The following is a 13,040-nucleotide window of genomic DNA, read 5'->3' as shown; positions in this document are numbered from 1 at the left end:
CATTATTCCAACAGTTGGGTTACCTTAATGGGCTTATTATAGTGATATACAGTTTTTAATTGGCCGTAATCAATCAAATGTAAATAGCCTAGATATAAGTTATCCTCTGATAATTGACTCGAATTGTCAAAGGTAAATTGAATAACATGTTTGCCTGGTTCAAACCACTGTGCTTTTTGTGATATTTCAATGGGTCTAATCGCAGCACCTTCCCCAGTTTGGTAAAACAAAACGCTTTGTAAGGCGTAGCGACTGGCTGTTGCTACGTCAATAGTTGCTGTAAAGGTTAAATGGGTAGCGGATAATTTTTTGATAGAGAGTAGACTTGCTGATGGAATAGCATACGAGAAGGCCGCATGACCGCTCCTTCTAATTACTTTTTGATCCAAAGTCGTATTTACATTAGCGTCAATATACCAATTTTTTCCCTGATCGTTAATTTCTGAGTTAAGAAAGGTCGATCCTTGAAACTTATTATGCTTTATTTTGGTTAGTGTGAGAGGAGTTATTTCCCCTTGAGGGCTTACCAACGATACATTGACATCATCAACCGAGTAATCCTCTTCGCTATCTTTCAGGGAAACGGTTGCTGTTAATTTATCTCCATACTGATAATGAAGCGAATCAGACTCTACCAGTAAATAGGTTAAAGAAAACTTATCGAAGACATTAATTAAGTAAGTATCCGAACTCTTTCCATCAATATCATCACTTTTAAGAGTGAATTTACCAGCTCCTAATTCGGGTTTAATTTGTAGCATGGTTTGATGTTTCATGAAGAGCGTCTCTTCTCTTGTACCTTCATCTTGATTAAATAATGCGGAAGCTTCTTTTAAGGGAACTAATTGTTCCTTTGGTGTTTTAAGCATCAATCGGGGCATGGCTTTTTTTTGTAAAGGGGTAATTCGAATTACTGCTCCGGGCGCTAGTGTGGAAATAACTACGCCGTCCTTTAATTGCTTTGCAGTAACTTTTTCCCTATAGCTATAACTTTTTTGCCTATTGTTTACTTCATCGTGTAAAGGTTGGTCAGTAATACTCCATTGGTCCTGTAGTTTGTCATGCGATAAGCTACTACACTCCTTACAATCATAGGACTTTGTTAATTGTTTAGGTAAAGGGTAGGCATGAATTTGAGACGTGCAAAATGCGGACATCAAAATAAGAAGAGTAGTTTTCATTGCGCAACTCCTTTTGTAGCTAATTCATTAGCAAGAATTTGAGCCAGTCCGAGACATGTATGACGACTCTGATTATGGCTTAGCGGGGCATTATTTTCCGTTTTATCTATATCATAAAACCATACAGTTCCCACTGCTGCTTGTGAGGCGCAATTTAGGAAGCCATCTGCACATTGATCAAGATACAGTTTGGTGAGCTTTAAACCGCTATTCAGGAAATAACCATTGCAATAGCTGGCAGAAGAGAACGGAGAGGCATGGACGTCAGTACCCACGATTACGTTAAAAGGTAGTGATAAAGAAGGACGGCCTTTTGATCCTAGTAATAATTCTTGATTATAAATAAGCATATCGCCAACACGTTGTTGTCGTACGGCGTCAGAAACATAACCCAGCAACCAGCCTAAGCTTGATTCAAATATTCCGCCATTAAGTACTTCATCAGCAAGCGGTGTTCCTCCACTAGATGGCGCTATGGCAATGATCTGATTAATTTTGTGTTTTAAGGTCAAATATCTTTTATCGTAGGTAGGATTGGATAGAATCCATCTTATAACATTTGCACCATCTGAATGAGTATAAATAGTAAGGGCACTAATATTTTTTTCAGTAATAAACTCGAGTAATTGATCGGCGACGCAATCAGCGGAATCTTTATGCCACATGTAACGACTAAAATCACAGTGCACTACATGATGATTTTCTGGCTTTTTTAAACCCTGACTCACGCTTTGAATAAAATCGATCTTCCAATAATCTCCATAGGCATCTTCTCTATGATCACGAGTACCATGAATAAAAGCAATACCCGGATTGGGATAAGTATCTGGAAGAGCTTGTATTAAGGTAGAAAATAAAAATAAGAGAAGAGTAACTAAAACACGTCGAAGATCCATTTCTTTCATGCCTCATTTGATGCCAAACAGTATCTATAGCATGTTTTTTATATGGGGTTCAAGCGGTTAAATTAATAGCCTTAATATTCGAAAGAAACAATAATAATGATAAACTCACGTTTTAATTTTTTCGGTGGATTAGATGGGTGAAGAAGAGATAAAACGAAGGATCGATGCATTGAAAGAGCAAGTAAGAATGTTTGATTATCATTATTATGCTCTGGATGAACCTCTCGTCCCCGATATTGAATATGATAGATGTTTTAGAGAGTTACAAAAACTAGAATCTGAATATCCACAATTTTTAACCACAGACTCTCCGACTCAACGAGTGAGCGGTACAGCATTAGACGCATTCATGCCAGTGGTTCATAAAAAGCCTATGCTTTCATTGTCTAATGTGTTCACCACTGAAGAATTACAAGCATTTATTAAGCGGGTAACCGATAAACTGGATGAACCGAATCAGCAATTGATTTTTGCCTGTGAACCTAAATTAGATGGTTTGGCAGTGAATCTAACCTATGAACAGGGCGCATTAACTCATGCGGCTACACGAGGCGATGGCACAACAGGCGAAAACATCACCGCAAACATCAAGACTATAGCTGCCGTTCCTTTAAAATTAAGGACAGAAAACCCTCCTGCTTTTATCGAGGTACGTGGTGAGGTCTATATGCCTAAAGCAGGATTTGAAGAGTACAATAAAAAAGCAAGACAGTTAGGAGAAAAGACTTTTGCTAATCCACGTAATGCGGCTGCAGGTAGTTTAAGACAATTAAATCCAGCCATTACTGCCAGTAGACCTTTATCTATCTATTGTTATGGGATTGGTGCGTGTGAGGGTTATGAGTTACCTGATAGTCACTTAGCCCAATTACAATTACTCAAGGATTTTGGCTTTAGGGTTTCTTCTGAAACCAGGAAAGAGATAGGATTAGACGGGTGTTTGGCCTATTATAAAAACATGTTAACTCAAAGAGAGCAGTTACCTTTTGAAATCGATGGCGTAGTCTATAAAATTGATAGCATTCCTTTTCAGCAGCAATTGGGTTTTGTTTCGCGTGCCCCCCGATTTGCTTGCGCTCATAAATTTCCCGCTTCTGAAGAGATGACTCGATTACTCGCAGTGGATTTTCAAGTGGGCCGAACAGGGGCGTTGACACCCGTTGCTCGTTTAGAACCTGTAAGTGTTGGTGGTGTTACAGTGAGTAATGCTACGTTACATAATCTTGATGAAATTGCTCGTAAAGACATTCGTATTGGCGACATGGTCATTATTCGTCGGGCAGGTGATGTAATTCCTGAAGTAGTTTCCGTAGTATTAACTCAACGCCCCGAGTTAACTCAAACGATTAGTCTACCTCAACAATGTCCAGTATGTGGTTCTGACGTCATTAGAGAAGAAGGGGAGGCTATTGCTCGTTGCATTGGTGGATTATTTTGTAAGGCTCAGTTAAAAAGAATGATGTGGCATTTTGCTTCGCGAAAGGCAATGCACATTGATGGATTGGGAAGCGTTCTTATAGAGCAATTAGTCGATGAAGGAATTGTTCATCATCTATCTGATCTTTATGAGCTCGATTTAGCCACCTTGGCAAGTCTTCCCAGAATGGGAGACAAATCAGCCCAAAATCTATTAGCGGCATTAGAGCACAGTAAGACAACAACCTTCAATCGTTTTATTTATGCTTTAGGAGTTAGGGAAATAGGGGAATCTAGTGCTAGAGTTCTTGCAGAACATTTCCCTGATATAGAAGCAATACAAGCAGCTACTGTTGATGAGCTGATGAGCTTAAATGACATAGGGCCAGTTGCTGCGTCTTATGTTATGCACTTTTTTGCCCAGCAGCATAATCTTGATGTAATTCATCGGTTAATCGAGTTAGGAGTGCACTGGCCTAAAGCAGAGAGAAAAACAATTAATCAAGAGCATCCTTTATTCGGTAAAACAGTAGTGCTCACTGGGACGTTGAATACTATGGGACGTGATGAAGCTAAAGCAAAATTATTGGCCTTAGGTGCGAAAGTCAGTGGTAGCGTTTCACGCAAAACAGATTATGTTATTGCTGGGAGTGAGGCTGGTTCTAAATTAACTAAAGCAACGGAATTGGGTGTTCCTATTTTGGAAGAGGAGCAATTATTAAAAATGCTCTCTTAACTTGTCCATAGTAACCACGGCGATTCTATTTTATTAATTAGGAGGGAACCTTAGTGTAAATTAACGTCTTCCTTTAGACTATACTTTCAATAATTGATTGATTTTTAATCATTTGGTATAATTAGTAAATTAGTTTTTTATTTGGAGTAAACTATGGGCAAAAGATTGGCGTTAAATGTAGCGTTGGATTCTTTTGAAGAAATGTGTCTACGAGGGGTGAGAGATAAAATTAAATCTCTTAATCAAGAGTTTCAGGACACTCACGATAGTAAGGAACGAACACGACTATCAGGAATAATAAAAGAATTCCGTCAATTTGAGACTTATCTTATTGCAGATATTCGCGGTTTGATGGAGCAAAAAACGTACCCTACCAATGAGGAGGTTATTGATGTATTTGTGAAGTGTATTAAAGACGCTGAGGGTTTGAAAGATTATATTAGAGATAATAGAAGTTTTGGAGAACTTATAATAGATACATTGAAAAATATCGCTAATTTTTTTATTAAACTTCTCACAATAGGAAATACTCCTTGTTTTTTTGATACAACAACTACAACTGTGGCTCGTGTACAGGAAGCTGCTGCAGTAATTGCTACTAAACTTGATGAGGCGGTGGCATTAATTGATACTATTCTTAACGAGGAAGAGGGCGAACGAGTACATATACAAGCGAATGCATAAATACCTACGATTTGATGCCGTGCGGCGTATAATCAAGGCATACTTTATAACTCATAATGATTATAAATTTAATGAGCTCCTGCTGATGAATCGGTCGAGCTTCCAGGCGCTGCTTTTTTAGTAATCCACACTACAGGAATAAGCGCGATAAAGATTATGGATGAAATCCAAAAGACATCATTTAGTCCCAGCATATCTGCTTCAACATTCAAAATACTATTAAAAAGTCCATAACTTTGTTGGGTCGTGATGTGAAGAAGGCTCTTGCTTGTATTTATGAATCCAACGAAATTCGGATTAGAGAGGGTTGCTTGTTCTGTTAATTGTGCGTGATGCAAAATAGAACGGTTATTCCATGCTGTTGTTGCAATTGAGGTGCCTATAGCTCCACTGAAGATTCGGGCAAAATTAGATAAGCCAGCCGCTGCGGGGATCCTTTCGGGAGGAAGTCCAGAAAGGATGATTGCAGAAAGAGGAATAAAAAATAAAGCTATAGGTATACCTTGGATTAGGGTGGGCACTACCAAATGCCAGGTATCAACGTACGAGGTATAAAGCGAACGTAAAAAGAATACCAAGCCTAACAAAAGGAAGGCTATAGTTACTATGATTCGAGCATCAACTTTGGGTAGAATTTTTCCAACAATGGGAGAGCAAATTACAGCAAAAATGCCCAAAGGTGCCATGACTAATCCTGCGTTTACTGAAGGATAAGCCTGATCTATTTGCAGCCATTGTGGTAGCAATACTAAATTACCAAAAAAAACACCATAACCCACTGAAATGGCAATAGTTCCACCAGTAAAGTTGCGACTGGCAAATAGAGTTAAATCAACAATTGGATTTTTTTCTGTTAACTCCCAAACCAAAAAATAGCAAAAAGTAATTGCTGAAGTGATCCCAAGGGTGATAATCACTGGCGAATTGAACCAGTCTAAATCTTTACCTTTATCCAGCATAATCTGTAAAGCGCCTACCCAAATAACCAATAACACAAGACCAACAACATCTATAGGAAGCGATACTCTAGGGGTCTCGCGATCTTTATAGATAATCCAGGTAAGAGTCGCAGCGAATATTCCTACGGGGATATTGATGTAGAATATCCATGACCAACTGTAGCTATCCGTAATCCATCCACCAAGAGTAGGGCCAGCAATCGGGCCAACTGTTGCGGTCATACCCCAAAAAGCTAGCGCTAATGAGCTTTTTTCTTTCGGATAGGAACTCAATAAAATGGACTGAGATAGAGGAATCAGTGGTCCAGCAACGATTCCCTGAAATACTCGGGCACATAGTAAGAAGGTAAAATTATTAGCTAAACCACATAACCATGAGGCAAGGACAAAAAGTACTATAGCGACTACGAATAAGCGAATTACACCGAAGCGTAGCGTCAACCAACCTGTTAAAGGGATGGCAATAGCATTCGCTGCAGAAAAGACTGTAATGACCCATGTCCCTTCATCGGCAGAAACCCCGAGGTTACCCGCAATAGTCGGGAGCGCCACATTAGCTATTGATGAGTCAAGGACAATCATAAACGTTGCTAAAGCAACAGCTATAGTTGCGATGACAAGTTGTACCCCTTGTAAAGGTGGGGGCGTACCTTTAGCCGGTTGCGGTGGTTGAGCACTCATTTTGCAGATCCTTTAAAAGTGCTTTTTTCCATTGGCGGTTGACTATCCGCACTTTTATTGTCGTGATTCAGGCTTGAAGTCTTGCCTACATTTTCTTTAATGATTTCTGCTATTTCAGCATTAGATTCTTTTTCTAAATTCTCATAAATTACTGTTTTATAGTTTGGTGGATTGATTGCTTCACTAATAAATTTTCCACTACGCTCATGAGTATTAACGGTCACGTCCATTGATAATCCAATACGTAAAGGATGTTGTTCCAGCTCTTTGGGATCTAGTTGAATACGTACGGGAAGACGTTGCACCACTTTAATCCAGTTTCCAGTAGCGTTTTGCGCGGGTAACAGTGACAAGGCACTACCTGTTCCACCAGAAAAGCCCATAATTTTTCCATGATATTCAACAGATGTACCATATATATCTGCTGTTAATGTCACAGGTTGTCCAATACGCATATTACGTAACTGTTTCTCTTTAAAATTAGCGTCAACCCATACTTCTTCTAGGGGAATAATCACCATTAATTGAGTACCTGTAGTGACACGTTGACCAACCTCTGCTGTACGTTTGGATATTTCTCCTGCAATAGGAGCACGAATAGTGGTACGTTTAAAATCAATAAAGGCTCTTCGTAATCTTGCTGCTGCCTCCATCACATTAGGATGATGCTCCAGATCTGTATTATCAGTTAATGCTTTATTTGCCAAAAGAGCTGCTTGGGCTTGAGTTAGCGAGGCTACAGCACTTTTAAATGCATCTTGAGCATGAGTTAGCTCTTCTCTAGAGACTGCACCATATCCCACAGCATTATTACGACGTTTTAAATCGTCTTTGGCTTGCTCTAGGCTGGTTTCGTGTACTACAACACTGGCCATTAATCCCTTGTTATTAAGGAAGTACTGATGAGTAGCTCTTACTGTTTGAGCTAAATTAGCTTTTGCTTGTTCGAATGCTACTCTAGCATCAATAGGATCTAATTGAACTAAGGTTTGTCCTTCTTTTACAAAACGAGTATCGTCTGTTTTAACCGCAATGATAATACCATCCACTTGTGAGATAATAGGAATGATGTTGCCATTAACATAAGCATCATCTGTTTCTTCATAAAACCGAGCAATAATTAGCCAATAAAGAAAACAAAGCAAACCAATAGTTACGAAAACAGCCGTCATAATAGTAAGATAGAATCGTCTTTTTTGATTTTGTCGATCGCTATCGGTGGGTAAGGTAATTTTCTTTTTTATTTCACTTTCGCTCATTACTTATCCTTTTGGGCTTTGTGATTAGGCGCATGGCAGCATGCATCAAATCCACCGCCAAGTGCTTTAATCAGCGCTATTTGTTGATTTCGTCTATTTGCAATCAATTGTAATAGTGTTTGTTGTGCATTGAGATAGAGTGTCTCAGCATCTAAAACAACTAGTTGCGAAGCCAGACCAGTGCGATATTGCAATCGCGCTAAGTTATAAGCACGTTCTGAAGTATATAGTGCTTGTTTTTGAGTAACTAATTGATTATCAGTAGAGTTAATGGACGTAATTTGAGAGGCTACATCGGATAAAGCATTATTTAAAGTCACATCATAGTTGGCAACAGCCTCTTCATAATTACCGTATTGTCCTCGCAATTGTGCTCTTAAACTACCCCCATCAAAAATAGGTAATCTTAGCGCTGGGCCTATTTGATATTCAGCACTAGCTTGTTCAAATATGCGGCTAATCCCAAGAGAGAGAAGACCCGCTATTCCCAGGATATTAATGTCTGGGTAAAACTTGGCTTTTACATTTTTTACACCTTGGCATGCTGCTTCAACTGTCCAACGTGCATTAACTATATCTGGGCGGCGACCTAATAGATTTAATGGTAAATTAGGAGGTAATTGCGGGGTATAGGCGGATTTTAGCTGAGGACGTCTAATTGCTAACCCTCTGTCCGGTCCTGCTCCAAGTAATGTACCTAATTGCTGACGAGTTAGTATTATTTGTCCTTCTACATCACGCAATTGTGTTTTTGCATTTGCGGTGGTATTACGTGATTGAAAGTATTGTACCTTGGTATCTAATCCTGTTTTGAGCCGAACAGCTGATATTTTATCTAAGTCTTCTCTTTGGGTTACAGTAAGGCGTAACACATGACGTAAATCATAATAATAGGCTAGTTGATTGTAGGCAGAAGCGACAGATGTAGCGATAGAGAGTCTCGCTTCTTGTTCTGCTGCTTCTGCTGCTCTTTCTTGGGAAATTGCTTGCCTGTGGCTGGCTAAGTTCTTGCCCCAAAAGTCTAGCTCATAACTAGCCGAGGATAAAAACTCGCCAAAATTATACCAGCTGCCCCCACCTATTATAGGGGGAAAAAGAGTCGCTGAAAGCCGGCCGCGAGCTACTTGAGTGGTAAAATTTGCTGAGGGCAAAAATACGGAGGCTCTTTGGGAGGCTAATGCTTTGGCTTGGACTATTCGTGCTTTGGCAACTTCCAGGCTCGGATTATTTTGTAGTGCTTCATCAATTAATGAAGCAAGTTGAGGATCGCCAAATTGTTTTGCCCAATTAGTGGTTGGCCAATGGCCGTGTTGTCTAGGGATGCTTTTCTTCGTTTGAAACTTAGTAGGAGGTGCAATTTTTTTATTGCTTTTAATTCCTATATAATTAACACAGCCTATAAGGTTAACAATGATCGTAAAAAAGAAACAAATAATAAAAAAAGCGCGTTTATTTGAGTATTTACTATTTAAAGTTGAGCCCATCATTAAGTTCCAAAAAATCCTATTGGCTTGCATTTGTTCCCTGAACCTCAATAGGCGAATGCTTGAAGCTCATGAATGTGATTTACAAAATTAGCTTAAATTCGGAGCAATAAATCATTGGGTTACAATATTGCATCCAGATCTCGTTTTTCAATCCCAATAACTACTCGTTCTTTCATCTTTTGCAGCGAGGGATGTCAATTTAATTAATAGACTTCTTCGGAAACTCTACCTCAGAAGAGAATTGCATTGTCGATGCAGTGCTCGAACCCGCGTGTACATTCCGGTTCCGTATTTCTCTCTGGAGCGAGTTTCTGAAGAAGAGTAATTTATTGTTAACCTTACTTGATGTGGCTTAAATTATCCATACTTTTTAATGGTAATTATTAAGGTTTTTGAGAGTTGCTCATGTTGGGACTGTTTAAAAATAGATTAAATATTTTCAATGGGTTATATATAAATCAAATTGGTACAATTAATAACTTATAGCAACGTCCTTGCAGCTTACACAAATGATTATTTAGGGATATACTTAGTTTTAATTGCAGTTAATTGAGCAGGGATGGCTGGTGGGACGATTCGTCTTAGTAGGAATATTGTTTGCTTATATGCTGAACGGTTGGGGTTTAGGGTATGCTAGCAGTTGGGTAATGAATGATCCTTACCCAAAAAGTGAATCTAAAGAAAATATTTATTATTCATCTTTTACTCAACAACCCAAAACATTGGATCCTGCACGTTCTTATTCAGTTAATGAGTATGTTTTTATTGGTCAAATTTATGAGCCGCTCCTTGAATATGATTATTTCATTCGCCCTTACCAATTAATCCCTTTAACTGCTACCCAGCTACCGCAGATCAAGTATCTTGATGCTCAAGGAAATATCATTTTAAATAAGTACATCATCGAACCTAGTTATACTGTGTACACGATACAAATCAAAAAAGGAATTATGTACCAGCCTCATCCTGCATTGGCCAAAGACAAACAAGGCTCTTATTTATATCTTCACTTGCCAGAGGATTATCTGGATGATCATGATATTAATCGATTAGCTGATTTTAAATATACAGGGACTCGAGAGTTGGTGATAGACGATTATATTTATCAGATAAAACGCTTGGCCAATCCCGAAGTAAGTTCCCCCGTTTATGGGCTAATGAGTGACTATATCCTTGGATTTAAAGAGTTTGCTAATTCTTTACCTACTAGCAAATCAGATGGCACACATTATGTCGATTTGCGCAATTACCCATTAAAGGGAATAAAAAAAATAGATGATTATACAGTCGAAATTACTTTAAAAGGGCAATATTCGCAATTTTTATTTTGGCTAGCCATGCCTTTTTTTGCCCCAGTACCTTGGGAAGCTGATCTATTTTATTCGCAATATGGAATGGAAGAAAAGAATTTAACTTTTGGTTGGTATCCTATAGGAACTGGGCCATTCATGTTAACTGAAAATAATCCTAACCGACGTATGGTTTTGCAAAAAAATCCTAACTACAGAGAGGTCTATTTTCCAGTAAATGCTTCTGGAGAGGATAAGAAAGAAGGGTATTTAAATAATGCAGGTAAACGCTTGCCTATTATAGATAAAGCAATTTATACATTGGAAAAAGAGTCTATCCCTCGATGGAATAAATTTCTACAAGGATATTATGATGCTTCAGGGGTTAGTGCCGATAGTTTTGATCAGGCCATTCGTATTAATCAATTAGGCGAGCCCGTACTCAGTAAAGAAATGACCGACAAAAAAATCTATCTAACGCAAACGTTACTGCCTTTTATTTATTATATGGGATTTAACATGCTTGATGGAGTTGTGGGAGGAACCGGTGATCGAGCAAGAAAGCTAAGACAAGCTATTTCCATTGCGGTTAATTATGATGAAAACATTGCTATTTTTTATAATGGCCGCGGACTCCCGGCTCAGGGCCCAATTCCGCCAGGTATTTATGGTCATAGGGCGGGTGAAGCGGGAATAAACCCTTATGTCTATGAGTGGAAAGATAATGCAGTAAAAAGACGCTCTTTAGAGGATGCTAAAAAATTAATGGTTGAAGCAGGGTATCCTGGTGGTATAGATCCTAAAACAGGCCAAAACTTGATTTTACACTATGATGTAACTACAACGGGTGGTCCTGAAGATAAGTCAATGATGGATTGGATGCGTAAGCAGTTTGCCAGCATTGGTATTGACCTTAATATTAGAGCAACCCTTTATAATCGTTTTCAGGAAAAAATGCGTACTGGCAATATACAAATCTTTAGCTGGGGCTGGAATGCTGATTATCCGGATCCTGAGAACTTCCTCTTCCAGCTTTATGGACGTAATGGCAAAGTAAAATTTGGCGGTGAAAATGCGGCCAATTATGAGAACTCCGAGTTTGATCATTTGTTTGATTTGATGAAAAATCGTGACAATGATGAGCAAAGGCAAGTACTTATAGACAAAATGTTAAAAATTGTAAGAGATGATGCTCCTTGGGTTTGGGGAGTGCATCCAGAAGAATTTACCTTATCGCAGAATTGGGTTTCTAGGGTCAAACCCAATACTATTTCCTTCAATAATTTAAAATATGTGGGGATCAATGTTACTGAGCGTAATAAATTACGTCTTGTTTGGAACCAACCTATTTTATGGCCTCTTGGTCTTTTGTTTCTATTTATTCTAGCACTAATTGTACCGTTGATTTTCGCTTATTTAAAAAAGGAAAAGCAGCCGGCAGCGAGGATTAAAATACAATGATTAGGTATATGATACGCCGAACCCTTTACGCCATTCCCATTCTTTTTGGCATTAATCTGCTTACTTTTGCTTTATTTTTTATGGTGAATACGCCTGATGACATTGCGCGTATGCACTTGGGAAATAAACATGTAGAACAACATGCGGTCGATGATTGGAAAGCGGTTCATGGTTACAATTTGCCATTATTTTATAATGAGCAACAGTCAGGTTTTCATCGTATTCAAGACACTTTATTTTTCCAAAAATCATTGAAGTTGTTTACCTTTGAGTTCGGTATCTCTGACGAAGGACGAGATATTAGTCAAGACATTACTTATAGGATGTGGCCTAGTCTGGCCATAGCTTTGCCTATTTTGTTTTTAGATGTGATAACCAATATTATTTTTGCTATGTCTATGGCCTTTTTCCGTACTACTTATCTTGATTTAAGCGGGGTAATTATCTGTATTATCCTAATGTCCATCTCTAGTTTATTTTATATCATAGGCGGTCAGTATCTGTTTGGTAAGCTCTTACGATTATTTCCTATTTCAGGCTATGATGGAGGGCTTAATGCGTTGAAATTTATTACTCTTCCTGTACTCGTAGCCGTCTTAGGACAGATAGGTGCTGGTTCTCGTTGGTATAGAACTTTATTTTTGGAAGAGATTAATAAAGATTATGTGAAGACTGCTAGAGCTAAAGGTTTGTCGGAGCAGCGAGTTCTTTTTAAGCATGTATTAAAGAACGCGATGTTACCCATTCTTACCGGTATAGTCGTCATCATTCCTTCTCTGTTTATGGGCAGTTTAGTCTTGGAGTCCTTTTTTGGGGTACCTGGATTAGGTAGTTATATTATTGATGCCATTCAACAGCAGGATTTTGCTATAGTCAGAGCGATGGTTTTTTTAGGCTCCATACTTTATATCATAGGATTAGTGTTGACTGATTTTTCTTACATGATAGTCGATCCCCGCGTACGATTATCATGATTAAAATT

The 13,040-nt window shown here is 38.6% G+C and carries 9 protein-coding genes; 4 read left to right on the top strand and 5 right to left on the bottom strand.

What is annotated here, in order from left to right:
• Nucleotides 1–2 precede the first annotated feature (2 nt).
• Nucleotides 3–1,181: a DUF4785 domain-containing protein gene (locus LFA_RS08630; protein WP_045095834.1), complete on the bottom strand. Its 1,179-nt coding sequence runs from the start codon at nt 1,179–1,181 to the stop codon at nt 3–5.
• The gene (locus LFA_RS08625; RefSeq protein ID WP_045097508.1) at nt 1,178–2,077 is read right to left on the bottom strand and encodes a hypothetical protein; all 900 of its coding nucleotides are present in this window, start codon (nt 2,075–2,077) and stop codon (nt 1,178–1,180) included. Before LFA_RS08625 ends, LFA_RS08630 begins: the two co-directional genes overlap by 4 nt.
• A 142-nt stretch (nt 2,078–2,219) precedes the next feature.
• Between LFA_RS08625 and ligA the strand changes: the two genes are divergently transcribed.
• Nucleotides 2,220–4,238, top strand: a complete 2,019-nt coding sequence (gene ligA / locus LFA_RS08620; RefSeq protein ID WP_045095833.1) for an NAD-dependent DNA ligase LigA — start codon at nt 2,220–2,222, stop codon at nt 4,236–4,238.
• Between the two features lie 153 nt (nt 4,239–4,391).
• Nucleotides 4,392–4,922: a hypothetical protein gene (locus tag LFA_RS08615; protein WP_045095832.1), complete on the top strand. Its 531-nt coding sequence runs from the start codon at nt 4,392–4,394 to the stop codon at nt 4,920–4,922.
• A gap of 68 nt (nt 4,923–4,990) precedes the next feature.
• Here the strand turns inward: LFA_RS08615 and LFA_RS08610 are convergent, their stop codons facing one another.
• The 3 genes from LFA_RS08610 to LFA_RS08600 are packed head-to-tail and all read right to left on the bottom strand — an operon-like array spanning nt 4,991 to nt 9,308.
• A complete protein-coding gene (locus LFA_RS08610) occupies nt 4,991–6,562 on the bottom strand; it encodes a DHA2 family efflux MFS transporter permease subunit (RefSeq protein ID WP_045095831.1) in 1,572 nt (523 codons plus the stop codon).
• Nucleotides 6,559–7,821 (bottom strand): HlyD family secretion protein, encoded by a 1,263-nt coding sequence (locus LFA_RS08605; RefSeq protein ID WP_045095830.1) that lies wholly within the window; start codon nt 7,819–7,821, stop codon nt 6,559–6,561. Before LFA_RS08605 ends, LFA_RS08610 begins: the two co-directional genes overlap by 4 nt.
• Nucleotides 7,821–9,308 carry an efflux transporter outer membrane subunit gene (locus LFA_RS08600; RefSeq protein WP_172653470.1) on the bottom strand — a complete coding sequence of 496 codons (1,488 nt, stop codon included), beginning with the start codon at nt 9,306–9,308 and terminating at the stop codon, nt 7,821–7,823. The genes LFA_RS08605 and LFA_RS08600 overlap by 1 nt, the downstream gene beginning before the upstream one ends.
• Nucleotides 9,309–9,913: 605 nt before the next feature.
• On the opposite strand from LFA_RS08600, the gene LFA_RS08595 reads away from it, so the two are divergent.
• Both LFA_RS08595 and LFA_RS08590 read left to right on the top strand, forming a co-directional pair.
• Nucleotides 9,914–12,058 carry an ABC transporter substrate-binding protein gene (locus LFA_RS08595; RefSeq protein WP_045095829.1) on the top strand — a complete coding sequence of 715 codons (2,145 nt, stop codon included), beginning with the start codon at nt 9,914–9,916 and terminating at the stop codon, nt 12,056–12,058.
• On the top strand, nt 12,055–13,032 hold the full coding sequence (locus LFA_RS08590) for an ABC transporter permease (protein ID WP_045095828.1): 978 nt from the start codon (nt 12,055–12,057) through the stop codon (nt 13,030–13,032). Before LFA_RS08595 ends, LFA_RS08590 begins: the two co-directional genes overlap by 4 nt.
• The last annotated feature ends 8 nt before the right edge of the window (nt 13,033–13,040 follow it).

This window comes from Legionella fallonii LLAP-10, assembly GCF_000953135.1.
In the GTDB taxonomy this organism is placed as follows: Bacteria; Pseudomonadota; Gammaproteobacteria; order Legionellales; family Legionellaceae; genus Legionella; species Legionella fallonii.
The sequence above is the reverse complement of the archived record's forward strand: the minus strand, read 5'-3'. Positions and strand labels throughout refer to the sequence as shown.

Bases quoted from the DNA above. Each gene is read 5' to 3' on its own strand.
- LFA_RS08630 (WP_045095834.1), bottom strand. From the start codon at position 1,181: ATGAAAACTACTCTTCTTATTTTGATGTCCGCATTTTGCACGTCTCAA.
- LFA_RS08625 (WP_045097508.1), bottom strand. From the start codon at position 2,077: ATGGATCTTCGACGTGTTTTAGTTACTCTTCTCTTATTTTTATTTTCT.
- ligA (WP_045095833.1), top strand. From the start codon at position 2,220: ATGGGTGAAGAAGAGATAAAACGAAGGATCGATGCATTGAAAGAGCAA.
- LFA_RS08615 (WP_045095832.1), top strand. From the start codon at position 4,392: ATGGGCAAAAGATTGGCGTTAAATGTAGCGTTGGATTCTTTTGAAGAA.
- LFA_RS08610 (WP_045095831.1), bottom strand. From the start codon at position 6,562: ATGAGTGCTCAACCACCGCAACCGGCTAAAGGTACGCCCCCACCTTTA.
- LFA_RS08605 (WP_045095830.1), bottom strand. From the start codon at position 7,821: ATGAGCGAAAGTGAAATAAAAAAGAAAATTACCTTACCCACCGATAGC.
- LFA_RS08600 (WP_172653470.1), bottom strand. From the start codon at position 9,308: ATGATGGGCTCAACTTTAAATAGTAAATACTCAAATAAACGCGCTTTT.
- LFA_RS08595 (WP_045095829.1), top strand. From the start codon at position 9,914: ATGCTGAACGGTTGGGGTTTAGGGTATGCTAGCAGTTGGGTAATGAAT.
- LFA_RS08590 (WP_045095828.1), top strand. From the start codon at position 12,055: ATGATTAGGTATATGATACGCCGAACCCTTTACGCCATTCCCATTCTT.